Here is an 18,539-nt window from a genome sequence, read left to right as displayed (position 1 = left end):
TCCCAAATGGTTTTATATATTATTATTTTAAATCAACAACTTAAAATTATAGGTGTTGATTTTTAACAGCAGTATACAGATTAACAAAGTGAAAATAAAAACTAATCAGAATCTACGAACAAGCGTCACTATGACGCTTGTTCCATCATTTTTGTTCAAAAGTCTCGAACTGATTAGGTAGAAAGTCCACCAAGCGACCTGAAAGCGCAACATAAGTTTTTAAAGTCTGCGGAAAAGACAAAAATATCTTAGGCAAAATATTAAGTAACTGATCGTTGCCTCTACTTTCGGCTTGTTTAACCGCCAAAGGAATATCCGCGAAGGTAGTAAACATATACAAACAATGCCGTAAGTCTTTTTGAAGTTGCTGTATTTGTGCTTCTTCACTCAGTTTCATTTTATTCCAAGCCGCTTGCCAAACAGGCTCGAGTTGACTGTGCCCAAACAATATCCCTTGGCACCACTGGGCGACTGCACTCTTCTCTGGCCCTTTCTGAGTAAATGTTATCCCTTGGGGTAACTGAATTTTTTCGGCGCTCATATTTTTCAATTGTTGCTGTAACACCTTCATTAAAACATCGGTGAGGTTATCAGCTTGTTCGACACTAGTAAGTTGATTGCTCGTTTTAATCGCCCAAGGCAACCACTGCTCTGGCATGGGAATTTCAGGCACAGCGGCCACAGCAAAAATTAAGCCTTGAATAAATGGGTAAGGATGCACTACATCTCGAAGCGTTGCTGAGTCACAAAGGTCACGCAAAACAGCATACTCAGGTGATTCAAAAGTCGACATAGATCCTAATAATTTGATTTATAATAGTTAAACTTAAGCATAGGCCTAGTGTAAGTACAATACCGAACCGCCTAACAACCCCAAACAACGAATAAAAATCCTATTGCAATAAATACTTATTGTTATATTATAACATCGCTTTTAATACGCTCCCAGAGAACCCATGATGCATTACCCACTTTCAAAAATATGCTTTGTTGTTTTAGCATGCCTGTCTAGCCAGGACGTCTTCTCCGCTGATAAACCTACTCAAAAAGATGAAAATGAGGTGGAGACGTTACTGATTACTTCTACGCCGCTTTTACGTTCAGTATTAGAGTCGAGTACACCTGTATCAATTTTAAGTGGCGAACGATTAGAAAAAAATCAATCTGCAACTTTAGGTGAAACGCTAAAATCTGTGCCCGGTGTAAACAGTACTTATTTTGGGCCAGTATCGAGTAGTCCTATCATTAGAGGGTTAGATGGTCCAAGGGTGAAAGTAGTACAAAATGGTATGGATAGCTCGGATGCATCACGAGTCGGTCCAGACCATATCACCACCAATGAGACCTCTACAGCAACACAAATTGAAGTACTTCGGGGCCCCGCTACCTTATTGTATGGTAGCGGAGCAATAGGTGGCGTGGTGAATGTCGTAGACAATCGTTTACCTGATACCCGTCAAGATGGTTTGTCGGGGAAAGCGAGTGCGTTATACGATTCTGTGTCCAACGAACGCACTTTATCCACTGACCTAAATGGTGGGCAAGACAACCTTGCATGGCATTTTGATGCCTACACTCGTAAGACAGACGACTATGATATACCTGAATTTGAACTCGAAGACGGTGACCTTGTTGATAGCCTAGAAAATTCTTTTATCGACTCTCAAGGGTTTTCAATCGGAGCTGGATGGATAGGAGACGATGTTTCAGCGTCATTCTCCTTTGGGCAACTGGATACTGATTATGGTATTCCCGGACATGAGCACGAACATGAAGAGGAGCATGAAGGCGAAGAGCACGATGAAGAAAGCCATGAAGAAGAAGTGGTATTCGCAAAAATGAAACAAGACAGATTTCAATCTGTCGTCAACTGGAAAAATTTATCAGGCTGGTTGAATGAAGTCCATTGGCACAACGCATATACCGACTACCAACACAGTGAAATAGAAGATGGTGAAGTGGGTACAACATTCACCAATGATTCATTCGAATCTCGGTTATGGGGTAAACACGCTAAAGTAAACGGTTGGCAAGGTGTCATTGGATTACATTACAACGACTCCGACTTTTCTGCTGAAGGTGAAGAAGCATTTACACCTTCAACCAATACAAGTAGTAGCGCAATCTTTGTGCTAGAAGAAAAAGAATCTGGCGACTTTTTATGGCAATTAGGTGCAAGAGTTGAGCGAGTATCCCACAAACCTGACAATGACTTTTTTACCCATAGCGAAGTAGACGCAAACTTCAGCAAGTTGACCTATACCGCTAGTAGCTTATCGGCTGGATTTGTTTATCAATTAGGTAATGATCAATCACTGGCGCTAAATTATGCGCGTTCAGAACGTGCTCCGTCATCATCAGAAATTTTTTCAAACGGTATACACATTAGTACTTCAACATACGAAGTAGGAGCAGGGTTTGAGTTGCTTGTAGACGACACTGATCCCGATGATGTGGAGTTTTCGGTTGTACAGTCGAACGTTGATGTGGAAAAGGAAATATCTAACAACATAGATATTACCTATAGAATTCAAACAGATACCTTGCACGCAAATGTCAGTATTTTTTATAACCAAGTAGATGACTATTTATTTCAACAAAATACCGGTCTAGAGTTTCACGACCATGAAGAAGAGGAAGAAGAACACGACGAAGTTCATGAAGAAGAGGAGCATGATGATGAAGGCTCACCTGTTTACATATTTAGCCAACAAGATGCCGAACTCTACGGCTTTGAAGCTGATATAGATTGGCACTTAAATAACAATTTAAGGGTCAACGCCTTTACTGATTACACTCGCGCTAAATTGAGTCACAGTAACGATGAAAACACAAATTTACCGCGGATCCCGGCAATGAGATTTGGCGCTGAGCTACATTGGGAGAAAGGAAATTGGCATGCTGAATTAGGTGCTACTCGATATTCTAAACAAGATAAAATTGCGGATTTTGAAACCCAGACAGACGGCTATACGATAGTCTCGGCAGCGTTCAATTATTATCTAAGTTTGAGCAATGTAGATATAACGTTATTCGCGAAAGCCAATAACCTCACCAACGAACTCGCCAAAGTACATAGCTCTTTTCTAAAGGATACCGCCCCTTTGCCAGCTCGTTCGTTTGTGATTGGTGCAAAAGTTAGGTTTTAACAACCTGCTTTAATGCGAGCCACCGCTTGCTCTAGTTGCGAGCGGGGGCACCCAAAATTGATCCTAATAAAATTCTTATCTCCAAAATCCACTCCTGGAGAAGGTCCTACACCTAAATCTTCAAAGTGTTTTTGAGGATTTTCAACACCCAATCCACTGGCATCTATCCAAGCTAAAAAAGTAGCTTGAGGTGCGAGTAATTTTAGGCCATTGATTTTTGCGATTTCAGCGACTAGATAATCTCGATTTCCACGTAAATAACGCAACAATTCTTGGTGCCAATCATCACATTCGGTAAATGCGGCTTGGGTAGCAGTCAGTCCTAAAACGGTTACCCATGGCACTAATCCCCTAGCTGCGCTATTAAATTTTTGCCTTGTTGCAGGATCTTCTATGATCGCAAAAGAAGTTCCTAAACCAGCAACATTAAAGGTCTTGCTTGCCGCCATCAGTGTAATCGCTTGACCTTTAAAGTCGGGTAACTTTCCAGCTGGAATATGTTTAGCTTTTTCATCTAAAATAATGTCGCAGTGAATTTCGTCAGAGCACAACATCACGTTATTGCTTAAACATATATCGGCGATACGTTGTAGTTCTTGTTCAGTCAAGACTGACCCGACAGGATTCATTGGGTTGCAAATAATAAATAATTTACATTTAGGATCAGCGGCTTGTTTTTCTAGCTCATCTAAGTCGATTGCCCAACGTCCATCAATTTCTACTGTTCCAATATCTACCTTAACTAAATTATTTAGCTTAGGCGCGGCAATAAGCGGTGGGTAATTGGGGGTTTGTATCAGGACCTTATCACCAGGCTGGCATAATGCCTTACATGCAACGTTAAATGCGGGCACCACACCGGGCGTCCAAACAATGCTATCAGCTGATATATGCCAATCATACTGCCGTGCTAACCAATCCACTACGGCTTGGTTAGCGCCCACATGATCTGCTGGCAAGGTATACCCCATTAACCCGTGTTCGGTGCGGGCTTTAAGCGCATCCAAAATAGGTTCGGCGCACCTAAATTCGGTATCAGCAATCCACATTGGCAAGATGTCACTGTCTTTATATTTAGCCCATTTAAGCGCATAACTAGGAGTTCTATCGATAATTTTGTCAAACTGCATGGATATCATCACTTCAATTGAAAAGGGTTAAAAAATAACGAAAGCGACTTTACGCCCCTTCATTATCACGGATAAGTTGCTCAACTTTGTTGATCAGATCGTTGGTGTGAAAAGGTTTAACTACAAAGTCGTTCACGCCTAAGCGCATGGCATCAACCACCAGCTGTTTAGTTGCGTTGGCAGTTAACATTAAAAATGGGCAACTAGGGCGAGATTTGCGCAGCGCCGCTAGTATATCTAAACCACTCACATCTGGCATTAACCAGTCACACATCACTAAGGAAATATCATCCATTTTGTCGCTTTGTACATATTCTAATGCTTGTTTGCTATCAGAAAAGACGACGATTTCACCTGATGTGACTTCTTCAAGAATAATTTGTACTAATTCAAGAGTGATGGTGTCGTCGTCAATTACCGCAATGTTGCAGTTGTACATCAATTATTCCTTTGATCCATTTAAAAACTCCCGCGCCGATTGGAGAATATAGTACCCAATACAGTACTAATGTAAATTACTTCCCATAGGGTTTATTGATATTTCATATGAGGCTTAATCATTGCGATTATTTGTCAGGCGATTGTTTAGGGGATTTCCTGCTCACTACAAAAAGCCCAGTAAAAAAACTGGGCTTAGAAAACTGAAAAATTAAGATCTAGTCTAATTTGTCGGTGGCAATATGATATCGAGGATCTTCATTTAGATTCATTTCTACATATCCTTGAGCCTTAGTCATCAATTCACGACATTCGGGGCTAATGTGCCTGATATGTAATTTTTTGCCTTGAATTTTATACTTGTCAGCCAAGCCATCGATTGCGTCAATACCCGACGAATCCCAAACTCGCGATTCGTTGAAATCAATCACCACATCTTGAGGGTCATTTTGGGGATCAAACAAGTCTTTAAAATGTAACACTGACCCAAAAAATAACGGTCCATCAAGTTCATACACTTTCCATCCATCTTCGTCGGTGTGAGTACGTGCATTAATGTGAGTGGCATGTTTCCATGCAAAAACCAGTGCCGAAACTATCACACCCACGACTACAGCCACCGCTAGGTCGGATATAACAGTGACAGCCGTTACTAAGAACAGCACAAAAGCATCTTCTTTATTAATTCCACGGATAATTCTAAATGACGCCCATTCAAATGTTCCAATCACCACAATAAACATCACACCAACTAAAGCGGCTAAAGGGATCATTTCAATCAAAGGTGCCGCAAACAAAATAAAGCCAAGTAGCACTAGAGCTGCGGTGATCCCCGATAGACGGCCTCGGCCACCAGAGTTAATGTTGATCATGCTTTGACCTATCATGGCACAACCCCCCATGCCACCGAAAAATCCGTTTACTGTATTGGCGAAACCCTGACCTAAACATTCTCTGTTGCCATGTCCACGGGTATCGGTCATTTCATCTATCAGCGATAAAGTTAATAAGGATTCAATTAAACCCACTAACGCCAAGATAATCGACGTAGGCAAAATGATATACAAGGTTTCTAAATTAAAGGGCACCATAGGAATTGAAAAACTAGGTAATTCACCGGCTAAAGTGGCTGTTTCTTTTTGGTCTGCAGGTAACATGTCGCGCACAAAATCGATAACGGTTCTTGCTTCTAAATCTAGGCCATGAACCAGCGCTGTCACACCTACAATTGCCACTAACGAAGCAGGAACAGCGGTAGTTAATTTAGGTAAAAAGAAGATTATTGCCATTGTTAAGGCAACGAGTCCTAACATCCAATACAGTGCGGCTCCTTGCATCCAAACTTGATTTCCTAAACCATCTAACACTTTAAATTGCCCTAGTTGCGCTAGAAAAATCACTATTGCCAGGCCATTTACGAAGCCCAACATAACGGGATATGGCACCAATCTGATAAACTTACCCAGCTTAAATATGCCAAACATCAGCTGTAATAACCCCGCCAGGATGACCGCCGCAAATAAGTATTGAATGCCGTGCTGTGCAACTAGTGCCACCATTACCACGGCCATTGCGCCAGTCGCACCAGAAATCATACCTGGTCTGCCACCTACCGCTGACGTTATCAAACCCATCATAAACGCAGCATATAAACCCACCATAGGTTCAACCCCTGCTACGAAGGCAAACGCCACTGCTTCTGGAACAAGCGCTAAAGCTACAGTGATCCCAGACAACACGTCGTTTTTAACGTTGCTGTCTTTATTGGTGATCAAATCAAACATTTGAATTCCTCATAAATGATCGATGTTTAAAAATTAGCCGCGGAGTCTAGCAGACTTACCTTAGTCTTTCTTTTAACAGATTGTTAATTCTTGGACTAAAACCACAATGTATTAGCTCCAATCAACATTGCCACTAGACTTTTCTGTTCTCGCCAGTCATTTATTTACACCACACAGATAAATACGTTACACTACAATATATAGCAAAACGTATTTTATTGGATATTCTATGGGCATAGTAAAAATTTCAGATACACTGCATGAAGACGTTCGTAAAAACAGCGCAGTAATGGAGCGTTCCATCAACTCACAGGCTGAGTTCTGGATAAAAATTGGCAGATTAGCTGAACAAAATCCCACTATGACTTACGAAGAAATTCTCAAGCGTGAAATGCAAACTCAAAACGTAACTTCAGTTAGGCTAGTCAATGAGTAACATATTAATTAAAACCGAAGACGAAATTGCTCTTATGCGTGAAGCGGGTAGATTACTAGCGAGCGTGTTTAAGGTACTAGACGATTTTGTTAAAGCCGGGGTGACCACCATGGAAATCAACGATTTTGTAGAAGATTACATAATCAACGAGTTGAAGTCGCGCCCCGCCAGTAAAGGGCAATATGACTATGAATATGTTTTAAATTCATCGATAAATGAAGTGGTATGTCACGGTGTACCGTCTGTGGGCAAAAAACTTCGTGAGCGGGACATTGTTAATTTAGATATCACTCTAGAAAAAGATGGATACATAGCCGATAGCAGTAAAATGTACATGATAGGTGATGTGCTACCCATAGCTAAGAAACTGGTTGATGTGACCTACGATGCAATGTGGAAAGGTATCGAATCGGTGAAACCCGGCGCCACCATTGGCGACATTGGTCACGCCATCCAAACTCACGCCGAAAAACATGGTTTTAGTGTAGTGCGAGACTACTGTGGTCATGGTATAGGGCAAGAAATGCACGAAGATCCGCAAATACTACATTTTGGCAAACCCAACACTGGCATGACCTTACAGCAAGGTATGATATTTACGATTGAACCTATGATCAATCAAGGCTCCTATAAAACTAAACAAAAAAATGATGGCTGGACTGTTATCACTAGAGACAGAAAGTTATCCGCCCAATGGGAACACACTATTCTTGTCACCTCTTCAGGCTTTGAAGTGCTGACCTTGCGGCATGAGGAAATGCAGTATATTAATTAGCTAATTAACCTGGCGTGGGTAGATGTCAGTTTTTTTACCCACCACCAGAAAATCATCTATTAAGTCTTAATCCGCCAAAGGAGTAAATTGTTTATATTTACCTTACTTTGGTAAAAATTTTAGTGCAACACCGTTGTTACACCAACGCTGGCCTGTTGGTTTAGGGCCATCATCGAACACATGCCCTTGATGACCACCACAACGGATGCAGTGGTATTCAGTGCGAGGCCAAATCAATTTAAAATCTCTTTTGGTCGCTAGATGCCCAGGAATGTGGGTAAAAAAACTAGGCCAACCAGTGCCACTTTCGTATTTCATTGCAGAAGTAAATAATGGCAGTTCACACCCCTCACAAGCATATATTCCATCCCTGTGTTGTTTATTTAGGGCAGAAGAACCGGGAGGTTCTGTACCTTCCTCTCGCAGCACATCAAAGGCGGCCGAACTTAAACGTTTTTGCCATTCTTGTTCGCTTAGTTCGATAGGTGTTAAGGCCAAACTACCAGTGTAACCCTTTGGTAAGAAATCTTGCCATTGTTGCGCTACTGCTATAGCGGTTCTGCTCTTCTTAGAAGGTGTTTCACTCAAAACTGAAAATACCGTACCACCCAATCCTATGCTAGTAGCTGTTGCAATGGTAGACGTAATAAATTTCCTACGATTCATAAAACCTCTCTGTGTTGTAGCTTATAAACACTAGACCGAATTCGGCAACATTAATTTCTTATTGTTTGAGAATTTTCTTATTACGTATTGAGGACAAAAAAGGTCAAATTAAGGTCATTGGTCCTTTAGGAAGTTTGCGTGTACCTAATGAATTTTTAATATCGTTCATATTTGCAGCGTCTGCATCACCAACAAATTAGTTTTCGTTTCAAAAAATTAATTGACATAGGCTTTCCTTATAAACTACATTTGTAGCACAAAACTACTACAAATGTAGTTTATGGGAGAGTAAAGTATGAAATTAAGTGATTTTGAATTAGATGTGATGCAACTTTTTTGGGATGAAGGTCCGAGTTCTGCAGCAACCATCCACAAATGGATAACAAAAGATAAAAATGTGGCGTATACAACGGTTAAAACCATTATTGACCGACTTGAAGAAAAAGGGGCGATCCAGCGCACCTCTATCGAAGGACGTTCCATCATTTTTGCGGCCGCAATTAAAAAAGAAGCCATATCCACCAAATTATTACCTGAATTTGTAAGGCGCTTTTTCCATGGTAACAGTAGCCAATTAGTGGCCCATTTAATTAAAGATGACAAGTTAAGTGAAGAAGATATTAGCTACTTAGAAACCTTCCTCGCGAACAGAAAAACTAATAAAGGGGAATAGTCATGGTGGATTATTTTTTTACTAATATCGCAATTAGTTTGATTGCCTTATGCCTACTGGAGATATTAAAAGACTCTCCAGCACGATTTCGGTTTTATATCGCTATTTCAGTATTGGTCAGCTGGTTTATGCCTTGGAATTTAATAACAACTATCCCAATCATGTCTGAGTCACTGAGTCCACTAACCGACCAAGTGTTTAATTCTTTCGTTTGGCTTGAAAATGACCGCCCTTTTGCTATTAGCAGTTCCATTGAGTCAATCACCCCAAACACTTTTAACTTGGCAGACAAAATTGAGTCTGTCTTTTATGAGTTATCAAGTTACCAAACACTTTTTATACTCTTGTCTTTAGGAGGCTTACTCTACTTCGTGAAAGATATAGCTAACTATCACACCAACCTAAAATACTGGCGTCGCAACTCAAAAGAAAACAATGGTTTGTGGGAAAAGCATGATTTTAAACATCAAAATATTTCTATTCGAATACTAGACGGGGGATCTCCTGGTATGGCTACAGGCCCAATTAACCCTACTATCTGGCTTGATAAAAACTTTCTCGATGCGAGTACCACCCAAACTATTTTGACTCATGAACTAAACCATATCATGCAACATGATCCAGCTTGGATGTGGTTTATCACTTTTACACAACGTTTTTTCTGGTGGAACCCTTTTGCGTACCTATTCTCCAATATCGCCCGCGAACAACTAGAGTTCAGTTGTGATGAAAAATGTCGTCAGCAGTTACAAGGTCAATATTCGACCGACTTAGCTAAAATTTTACTCAATGGCTCCGTCACAACTACGAGGTACATAGCCGCCATCACTATAAAAAGCCGCAAAAACTTTAATATCAAACGTTTAGAAAAGTTAAATAAGGAAAATAAAATGAAAACTAAACATCTATTGACTCTCTTGGTAGGGATTAGCATGGCCAGCTTTGTTGGCGTCGCTATCAGCGATCAAACACAACCTCTGGTTCAAAATGAATTGAGCTCAGAAAGCAAACCTAAAGCTCAAACAAAAATTGGCCTCTATCGAAAAAATGAAGTTCATAATGAGTTAGTTGATGAGTTGCTGGAAGTCACTAAGCTAGCTAAGAGTAACGACCCTCTGCTCATTAGTAACATTCTAAACAATCTGGATGAATGGAATGTCACTAGAAAACATGCAACAGACAAACAATCGGAGCGTTCAATAAAACTGATGAGTTTTACAATGAGTTGTTACCTGTTAGACAAACTAGGACGTTATGACGAAATTCCCGCTACCTACGATAAACTGTATCCAGAACAACCTATTGAAGACGCTTTATTTTTGAAGCATCACGTTGCCACGGCTTATATTAAAATGGGACTGCCACAAAAAGCGCTAGACTTGATGTCTGATGTAATTCAACGTCAACCAAAACCTAAGACAGGTTCGTTAATGTTGCTCGCACATGCTAACTTGACAGCTGCAAACTACGATGAGGTCATTACCTTAGCCGACCAAATCGCCTCAATTTCCACAGCAACCTTTCCTCAAATCAGCGCACTTAATTACAAACGAGCCGCTTATAACGCTATGGGTAATACTCCAAAAGCAGATGAAATCGTAAGTATCTTAAAAGAGTCCTATTCAACCACAGTCAGTGCCCCCCAACTAACGGGATTCGCTTCACCAGTACTCGCACACTTACCTGCGGTTAAAGAAGACAGAATATAGATGGCTAAACCACGGTTGATGCAATTTATAAGGGGTCCTTCAAACGAATTAAAACGACACGCATGTTAATTTTGGGCGCAGCCAATCTAAACTGTTAGCCGGCAACGCCGATGCTTTTGTCTTACTCTCGAAGGGATTCGAGTCAAACACCGACAAGGGCAACCGATACTTATAGAAAACCTGAGATTCAATTTTTAATTAGCATAAGCTGTGCGAAAATCGCACAGCTTATGCTATAACGTAGAGGTAGAAAAAATTCTCTTGGAAGTGTCAGGGAAGTTGAAAGCGCAATCTCAAGATGTTTGTTATCACACAAAAGAAAAATGTATTTGCATTGATAAACATCACATAGCGCATCAGAGACAATTAATTTTTACAAGGACAACTCTATGCTATTTTCTCGCATCTCCCAATTTAAATGGTCAATCGGCTCGGTTTTATTAGTCTCCCTTGTGGTGATTTACTTTTTTATAAAAATTACCGGGGCAATCGATAGTATTAGATACGCACTAACACCACCGGAACTGCCTCAATATGCCCCCTTGGATGTAGATTATTTAAATGATTCGGGGTGGCCGAACGAATCATCAGAATGGTTTCATTATGCGTCGCAAGGTACCGCTACCATCCCAGTACCATATAATTGGTTAGTGGCTTTAGAAGCACCTAAAAGCAAACCATGGTTGTTGTTTTTTGGTAAAGAAGATGACTTCGTGGCTGAATATATGCCGCGTTTGGGGTTTATCCCTCAGCAACCCTCTTCTGAAAACCCACAAGGTTTACCTATTGGAATCGCCAAAACTCAAAGCATTTATTTTGAGGGCATTGATCGTAAAGCTACTGCAGCGGGGTTTACATGTGCCGCTTGCCATACCGGCCAGATGACCTATGAAAACAAGCGTTACATCGTTGATGGTGCGCCAGCGACCACTGATTTGGGATTGTTTACTCGTTCGTTAGGCGCGGCATTAGGGCAAACTCTACTATCGAGCAAGGTCAATATTTTAGATGGGCGATTTGACCGATTTGCCCGCAAAGTGCTTGGTAGCAATGATAATATTCTGACTCGCAATGCCTTGAAGGAAAATTTAGATAAAACTTTGACATTGTTGGGTAAAAACAGTGACACCATAAATGTCACTGAGGGATTCTCACGATTGGACGCACTAAATCGCATTGGTAATCAAGTATTTGATGAAGATATGGCGCGTCGCAGTAACTACTCGGCAATCAATGCACCGGTAAATTACCCACACATTTGGACGACTTCATGGTTTGATTGGGTACAATATGACGGTTCTATTATGCAACCCTTGACCAGAAATGCTGGGGAGGCATTGGGAGTTGCTTCCTATGTTGACACTAGCGGCCCTGATAAACAGCGATTTGCTTCTTCTGTGGATTACGCCAACTTAGTTAAAATGGAAGAATGGATTGGGGGAACTCACCCATCACAAAGCAAACAATTCAATGGTCTATTAGCACCTAAATGGCCTGATGAATTTCCAGCGATAAACAGGCAAGTTGCAAATGAAGGAAAAAATTTATATCGACGACTCTGTCAAGGTTGTCACTTACCTACGATAGATAACGATGCATTTTGGACGCCTGAGCATTGGCAAAAAATCTCTTACATACAATCAAATGGTACGTCAGCCAAAACGGATGCAGCTTACATTAATTTGAATATCATTGAACTTGGCATCATCGGGACCGATCCGGCGCAAGCTATGGTGCTCCAGACTCGTACCGTTGATACTACGGGGTTAAACTTAAATGATGATGTGTGTACCTGGGTTGACAAACCAGCTTCGGGGAAAAGTTGGTTAACCTATGTACCTTTAGAAGACAGCGCAACATCTAATTTTGGATTGGCGTTAGGTGCATTTGTGCAGCGCACCAATCAGCAGTGGTTCAAACAAAACTACATATCGCCTGACATTCAAAACAATATGGAGGGTCAGCGCCCTAATTGTCTGCAAGTAGGCAAAGGTTATAAAGCGCGGCCACTGAACGGAGTGTGGGCCACAGCACCATTTTTACATAACGGTTCTGTTGCAAATCTCTACGACTTATTATCCACTGAACGACCAACGTTTATTGAACTTGGTAATCAAGGCTTCGATGCAGTAAAAGTGGGGATCGTTCAATCTCTTCGTGTAGGTAAGTTTACTGAACGCTACGAGGATGAATCCTACAAGTTGACGCCAGATTATTCGGATGGACATTTTATGCTCGATACCCGACAACCTGGTAATACAAATATTGGACATTGGTTCGATGACAAAACTTCTGGCAAAAATGGGATTGTGGGTCCTAAACTTGCTGAAAACGAAAAACTTGCTTTGTTGGAGTATTTAAAGACGTTATAAAAAGGGTGAAACTGGATTATTTAGAAGCACAGCTTCGCCCAGTTGAACAGCTCGACAAGGAAGTCGAGATTGGGTGCCGATCATCATGGATGTGTGATTGACTAATACAAAGCGTTCATCCAAATAAAAAGGCCGACATCGCCGACCTTTTCAAAAACTCTGATATCGCCTACGCAATAATATCAAGCAACTCAACATCAAAGATTAGTGTACTATGAGGTGCAATCGCACCACCGGCACCTTGCTCGCCATAAGCCAGCTCCGCGGGTACGTGCAATTTCAATTTAGTACCTACTTTCATAAACTGTAACGCTTCAGTCCAACCTTTAATGACACCGTTAACTGGGAATTCAGCTGGTTGACCCCGATCGTAAGAGCTGTCAAATACACTGCCGTCTAAAAGCGTGCCGTGGTAATGAGTACGCACAGTTGAGGTTAAAGTAGGTGTGTCTCCGTCACCTTGAGTAATGACTTCATATTGAAGACCACTGTCGGTTACTGTCACTTCTTCACGCTTAGCGTTTTCAGCTAAATAGGCTTCACCTTCGGCAATCACTTCAGCAAATTCAGCTGATTTAGCCGCTTGCATAATTTCATGTATTTCATTGAAGGCAACACGTAAAGTATCGTTATCTACCTGAGCAGGTTGATTGTTAAACGCATCGGCTAGACCTTCTTGCACTGCTGCAATGTCCAAACCTTCAAAAGGATTTGAGCGTAATTGCTCACCCATTTGTAAACCAATACCGTAACTAGCTTGTGTTTGTATGCTGGAAAATTTATCTGACACTTTGGCTCCTAACTGGCCTTTGCCTCTTGTCTTCAAGAGATCTTGACACTATTGCTGTAAAAGCGCGTCAGTATATAGATAAACTACACAAAAAGCATATCTTGGAAGGAATAATTGCGCTATTTACTTAGACAAATAGTTTACATATAAGTATCGTACTTAAAGATTTTAATCAGTTTTGGAGACGTAGATGTCACAGGTTTTGGATTCCCAGTTAACAGGAACAGTGCGCAATTTAGGTGCAGTGTTAGGCGACACAATACGTGACCAGTTAGGTGAACATTGGTTAGAGCGAATTGAAGCAGTCAGAAAGGATGGTCGCAAAGCTCACCAAGGTGACGAAGATTCAACTAAGCGTGTTAAGCAACTTTTCTCCGAGCTTAAGAATGACGAGTTACTCACAGTAGGACGCGCTTTTTCGCAATTTCTAAATTTGGCGAATATCGCGGAACAAGAATTTAATAGTAACAACGACCCAAATGATCCTCTCAATACCTTATTTAGTCATTTAGACAATGCCGAAATTCAAGCCGATACGTTTGAAAAAGCACTGCAGCATTTAAATATTGAGTTAGTGCTAACCGCCCACCCAACAGAAGTCACTCGCAGAACACTAATCCATAAACACAGTGAATTAGCAAAATGCCTGAGCAAAGTGCATGTTTCGAATTTGCAGGATTCTGAACGAGATAAAATTGAAACGCGAATTGCTGAACTGATTAGCCAAGCATGGCATACCGAAGAAATCCGTACTATTCGCCCTACCCCGGTAGACGAAGCGCGTTGGGGGTTTTCTGTAATTGAAAACTCTTTATGGGAAGCCGTGCCAGAGTTTATTCGCGAATTAGATAAACGCTTTGTGGACAAGTTTGGTGTGGCTATCCCCTTAGATGTCTCACCGGTTAAATTTGGCTCTTGGATGGGTGGCGATAGAGATGGCAACCCTTTTGTTACATCAAAAGTAACAGAGCAAGTGTTATTGCTAGCTCGTAAACGCGCAGCCAAATTGTTCGCACAAGACCTTGATATTTTACAAACTGAATTATCAATGAGCGATTGTGACGAAGCACTTAGAGCACAAGTTGGCGACGTATTAGAGCCCTATCGTGCCCTTATTAGACCCCTTCTTGATAAATTAGTGAAAACCCAAGTAGGCATAGTCGAAAAGCTGAAAGATCGGCCTGTGGATATGAGCGACTGGATTAATGACAAAGAACAATTGCTTGCTCCGTTGATGACTTGTTATCACTCGCTACAATCTTGTGGTATGTCGGTTATTGCCCAAGGCCATCTGCAAGACACTATTCGCAGAGTGCATTGTTTTGGCGTGCATTTACTTAAATTAGACGTACGCCAAGACTCAGAAAGACATGCCGATGTATTTTCAGAACTGACCCGATATTTAGGAATAGGTGATTATGGTCAATGGAGCGAAGATGATAAACAAGCGTTTTTGCTAAAAGAACTAGGCTCAAAACGCCCGTTGTTTCCTACCAATTGGCAAGCCAGTGACGATGTACAGGAAGTATTAGATACCTGCAAAGTGATTGCAGCAAACGGCAAAGATGGTTTTGGCATTTATATTATTTCTATGGCCAGTCTGCCTTCAGATGTACTAAGCGTAAACCTATTACTTAAAGAGTTAGGCGTAACTTGGCCTATGCCAGTGGCCCCTTTGTTTGAAACATTAGACGACTTAAACGCAGCGGCAAGTGTCACCAAAAAATTATTGTCTATTGACTGGTACCGTGGTTATATTCAAGGCCACCAACATGTCATGATAGGATATTCAGACTCGGCTAAAGATGCAGGCGCTATGGCTGCCGGTTGGGCTCAGTATGAATCACAAGAGTCCCTAGTTGCCCTAGCAGAAGAAAATGACATTGAATTAACCTTGTTCCATGGCCGTGGCGGTACTATTGGTCGTGGTGGATTACCCGCTCATGCTGCAATACTGTCACAACCACCTGGTTCATTAACTGGTGGTTTCAGAGTTACCGAACAAGGCGAAACCATACGTTATAAATTTGGCATGCCAATTTTAGCCCAGCGCAGCTTAGCGTTATACGCCAGCGCGATATTAGAAGCCTTAATTTTACCGCCACCTGCGCCTAAACAAGAATGGCGAGAAGCTATTATAAAAATGGCTGCGGACGGACGAGATAACTACCGAAAAATCGTCAGGCATGACGAAAATTTTGTTCCTTACTTTCGCGTGGCCACACCAGAGCAAGAATTAGGAAAATTACCATTAGGCAGCCGCCCGGCAAAACGTAAACCTACAGGTGGTATTGAGAGTTTACGTGCTATTCCATGGATATTTGCATGGGCGCAAACCCGCATGGTTTTACCTTCTTGGCTGGGCTCGATGAAAGCGGTACAAACGTCTTTAGACGCTGGCAAAGAAAATACCATTCGCGATATGCTAGATAATTGGCCATTTTTCTATTCACGTCTCTCTATGTTAGACATGGTTTTCAGCAAAGCTGACCCGAAAATCAGCCAAGAATACGACCAAAACCTTGTGCCTGAGGAGCTTAGGCACTTCGGTGATGCCCTACGTACCGAATTACAAGAAAGCATAGATTTATTGTTGCAATTACTAAATCAAAAAACGGTTATGGAAAGTGATCCTAAAGGTACAACATCCATGAATATACGTGCCAGTTACTTGCAACCTCTACACTATTTGCAAATAGAGCTTCTAAAGAGGATTAGGCAACTAGATGAGAACGAACATGACGCGACCCTAGAGCGCGCTATGATGGTAACCATAGCAGGTATAGCTGTTGGCATGCGCAATACCGGCTAGGTGTATGTAATCTGGACTTTAGATAATACGCGGCGATTGGTGAAAATTATTGTCACCAACCGCCGCTGTTTCAGTAAGGCTAAAGAGGTTGTCTAGAGTTAGATTAAGGAAAACTTTTAGTATTAGCTTTCAATAGGTAACAATAAAAATCCCCATAGGGTGGGTTAAATCACTCTATCTCGTTTCAATCTTCGCTCTGTAAGGTTCTCCAACTATCACTTATCCTGCTTAATTCGCCATTTTCAGTTAAGGTAGTGATTGCTTGGTTAATTCTATTCAACGTACTGATGTCAGATGATTTTTTGCTCAACATTATAAAAATATCAGTACTGTAAATCGTTAAGGGATGGGCTTCGAACTCGCCTTGCATGCGATATTTTTTTACAAAGGACTGCATAGTGTTAGGGTCGACCAAAAAGCCATCTAAATGTCCTTGCATCAAAAACGTAACATTTTCTTCGAGATCTACGACTTCATGTATATTGTTTTTAAACTTAGTTGTTTTAATTAATTCGGCATAATCCTCACCGTAGTAATAGCCACTTTCTACACCTACTACGTATTTGCTACCCGCTAAATCAGACAAGGTTTCAAGATGGATATTTTTAGCGTTACCTTTTCTAACAAAAAGGTTGACCGTTTCTTTACGGTAGGGTTTTGAAAAATACGCATAGTCTTCGCGTTCTTTTGACCAAGACGCCCCCATTGCCACGTCCATCTTTCCTGACTTAAGGAAATTGAGATGTGTATTCCAAGGAACTTCAGCAGCAGAAAAGCTTAGTTTTGCTTCAGCCATGATGGCGTTAAAAGAATCAATATCTAATCCTACAAGTTGATGTTTTTCATTGTGATATTGATAGGGATACCACAACTCCCACCCTACAGATAAATCTGCGGCTTTAACCTTAGACACACATAAAATCGAGATGTATAAAAATAAAAAGAGTGGTTTCATCTTGTAGCTTGAATAATTACCTTAACCTGAGTTTACCAATTAATTAAGGTCAATAGCCACATTTTATAGTCATACTACTTTAGCAACTATGGACGCCCTTTTTGTTGTTCTATAGAACCCTAGCCCATATAAAAAGGGGAATAATGCAAACAACACATATCCGGAAAAGCCAATAAAATCAGCCGGTAGGATTAACGAAAACAATAATGAAATCGCCCCTATCCCAGTGCCAATAGACCAAATATAGATTTCAGTTTGAGTGTCAAAACATTCAACCTCATCTAATCCAAGATCGTTTCTTTTTCTATGAGCATAAAGATAGAGGGCAACAAAGTTAATCGACAAAAGCAAAAATCCAATCGCATAAAAAGCAAACATAAAGCGCAATTCCCACACAAAATTGATTGTCATTTCCATAGGAAAATAACCATTACTCACACTACTAAATAGAGCTTGCATCATCAATCTAAGTGGATAGATATAGGTCAACACTAATATGATTAGGCCAGAGCTCAAAAATATCGTCATTCCATCTTCTAACCCATAGCGCCGACACCACACAGCATGAGAATGCCAAATCCACATAATTAATGCACAACTAGCAGTAAAGGCGGGAATTTGTTTCGTGGCATCCACAAAATCTTGCATTGTCTCTGGTACGGATCCAACCGAGATCACCAGCATAGTAACCGCAAATGCAAAAGCTGCAGCTACAAAGGTCTCGATACGAGTCATGTTATCGCCTCGCATTTTAAACGGGCTAGCAGTTGGTTTATTCAACACAGTTTTCCCTTTGGATACGAACTGCTATTAAAACACTTTTTGCCCCCATAAAAAAAGGCCACCGAGG

General features: G+C 41.1%; 15 protein-coding genes. 7 read left to right on the top strand and 8 right to left on the bottom strand.

Annotated features, from left to right (window positions below):
- Positions 1 to 145: 145 nt before the first annotated feature.
- The gene (locus tag KO534_RS10865; protein WP_215929682.1) at positions 146 to 793 is read right to left on the bottom strand and encodes a UPF0149 family protein; all 648 of its coding nucleotides are present in this window, start codon (positions 791 to 793) and stop codon (positions 146 to 148) included.
- A gap of 166 nt (positions 794 to 959) precedes the next feature.
- Between KO534_RS10865 and KO534_RS10860 the strand changes: the two genes are divergently transcribed.
- Positions 960 to 3,149, top strand: a complete 2,190-nt coding sequence (locus KO534_RS10860) for a TonB-dependent receptor (RefSeq protein WP_215929727.1) — start codon at positions 960 to 962, stop codon at positions 3,147 to 3,149.
- Here KO534_RS10860 and KO534_RS10855 read toward each other — a convergent pair.
- From KO534_RS10855 to KO534_RS10845, 3 genes are all read right to left on the bottom strand, one after another.
- Positions 3,146 to 4,279 carry a MalY/PatB family protein gene (locus tag KO534_RS10855; protein ID WP_215929681.1) on the bottom strand — a complete coding sequence of 378 codons (1,134 nt, stop codon included), beginning with the start codon at positions 4,277 to 4,279 and terminating at the stop codon, positions 3,146 to 3,148. The genes KO534_RS10860 and KO534_RS10855 overlap by 4 nt on opposite strands.
- 49 nt (positions 4,280 to 4,328) lie before the next feature.
- Positions 4,329 to 4,718 (bottom strand): response regulator, encoded by a 390-nt coding sequence (locus tag KO534_RS10850; protein ID WP_215929680.1) that lies wholly within the window; start codon positions 4,716 to 4,718, stop codon positions 4,329 to 4,331.
- Positions 4,719 to 4,935: 217 nt separating this feature from the next.
- A complete protein-coding gene (locus KO534_RS10845) occupies positions 4,936 to 6,501 on the bottom strand; it encodes a SulP family inorganic anion transporter (protein WP_215929679.1) in 1,566 nt (521 codons plus the stop codon).
- A 229-nt stretch (positions 6,502 to 6,730) separates the two neighbouring features.
- Between KO534_RS10845 and KO534_RS10840 the strand changes: the two genes are divergently transcribed.
- Both KO534_RS10840 and map read left to right on the top strand, forming a co-directional pair.
- A complete protein-coding gene (locus KO534_RS10840; RefSeq protein ID WP_215929678.1) occupies positions 6,731 to 6,937 on the top strand; it encodes a ParD-like family protein in 207 nt (68 codons plus the stop codon).
- Positions 6,930 to 7,712: a type I methionyl aminopeptidase gene (map, locus tag KO534_RS10835; RefSeq protein ID WP_215929677.1), complete on the top strand. Its 783-nt coding sequence runs from the start codon at positions 6,930 to 6,932 to the stop codon at positions 7,710 to 7,712. The genes KO534_RS10840 and map overlap by 8 nt, the downstream gene beginning before the upstream one ends.
- A gap of 102 nt (positions 7,713 to 7,814) precedes the next feature.
- Here map and msrB read toward each other — a convergent pair whose 3' ends face one another.
- Entirely contained in the window at positions 7,815 to 8,378 is a 564-nt protein-coding gene (gene msrB, locus KO534_RS10830) for a peptide-methionine (R)-S-oxide reductase MsrB (protein WP_215929676.1), read from the bottom strand.
- A gap of 295 nt (positions 8,379 to 8,673) precedes the next feature.
- Between msrB and KO534_RS10825 the strand changes: the two genes are divergently transcribed.
- The 3 genes from KO534_RS10825 to KO534_RS10815 all read left to right on the top strand — a co-directional run bounded on the left by KO534_RS10825 (position 8,674) and on the right by KO534_RS10815 (position 13,132).
- Entirely contained in the window at positions 8,674 to 9,051 is a 378-nt protein-coding gene (locus tag KO534_RS10825) for a BlaI/MecI/CopY family transcriptional regulator (RefSeq protein ID WP_215929675.1), read from the top strand.
- A 2-nt stretch (positions 9,052 to 9,053) separates the two neighbouring features.
- Positions 9,054 to 10,760, top strand: a complete 1,707-nt coding sequence (locus KO534_RS10820) for a M56 family metallopeptidase (protein WP_215929674.1) — start codon at positions 9,054 to 9,056, stop codon at positions 10,758 to 10,760.
- A gap of 389 nt (positions 10,761 to 11,149) precedes the next feature.
- Entirely contained in the window at positions 11,150 to 13,132 is a 1,983-nt protein-coding gene (locus tag KO534_RS10815) for a di-heme-cytochrome C peroxidase (protein WP_215929673.1), read from the top strand.
- Between the two features lie 169 nt (positions 13,133 to 13,301).
- Here the strand turns inward: KO534_RS10815 and KO534_RS10810 are convergent, their stop codons facing one another.
- Positions 13,302 to 13,922 (bottom strand): FKBP-type peptidyl-prolyl cis-trans isomerase, encoded by a 621-nt coding sequence (locus KO534_RS10810; RefSeq protein WP_215929672.1) that lies wholly within the window; start codon positions 13,920 to 13,922, stop codon positions 13,302 to 13,304.
- A 190-nt stretch (positions 13,923 to 14,112) separates the two neighbouring features.
- On the opposite strand from KO534_RS10810, the gene ppc reads away from it, so the two are divergent.
- A complete protein-coding gene (ppc, locus tag KO534_RS10805) occupies positions 14,113 to 16,734 on the top strand; it encodes a phosphoenolpyruvate carboxylase (protein ID WP_215929671.1) in 2,622 nt (873 codons plus the stop codon).
- A 184-nt stretch (positions 16,735 to 16,918) separates the two neighbouring features.
- Here ppc and KO534_RS10800 read toward each other — a convergent pair whose 3' ends face one another.
- Together KO534_RS10800 and KO534_RS10795 are read right to left on the bottom strand one after the other, a co-directional pair.
- Positions 16,919 to 17,689, bottom strand: coding sequence for a substrate-binding periplasmic protein (locus tag KO534_RS10800; protein WP_215929670.1), 771 nt, complete (start codon positions 17,687 to 17,689; stop codon positions 16,919 to 16,921).
- 69 nt (positions 17,690 to 17,758) lie between these two features.
- The gene (locus KO534_RS10795; protein ID WP_215929669.1) at positions 17,759 to 18,469 is read right to left on the bottom strand and encodes a TMEM175 family protein; all 711 of its coding nucleotides are present in this window, start codon (positions 18,467 to 18,469) and stop codon (positions 17,759 to 17,761) included.
- Between the last annotated feature and the right edge of the window lie 70 nt (positions 18,470 to 18,539).

Origin of the sequence: Paraglaciecola arctica, assembly GCF_018861065.1 — a bacterium.
In the GTDB taxonomy this organism is placed as follows: domain Bacteria; phylum Pseudomonadota; class Gammaproteobacteria; order Enterobacterales; family Alteromonadaceae; genus Paraglaciecola; species Paraglaciecola arctica_B.
The sequence above is the reverse complement of the archived record's forward strand: the minus strand, read 5'-3'. Positions and strand labels throughout refer to the sequence as shown.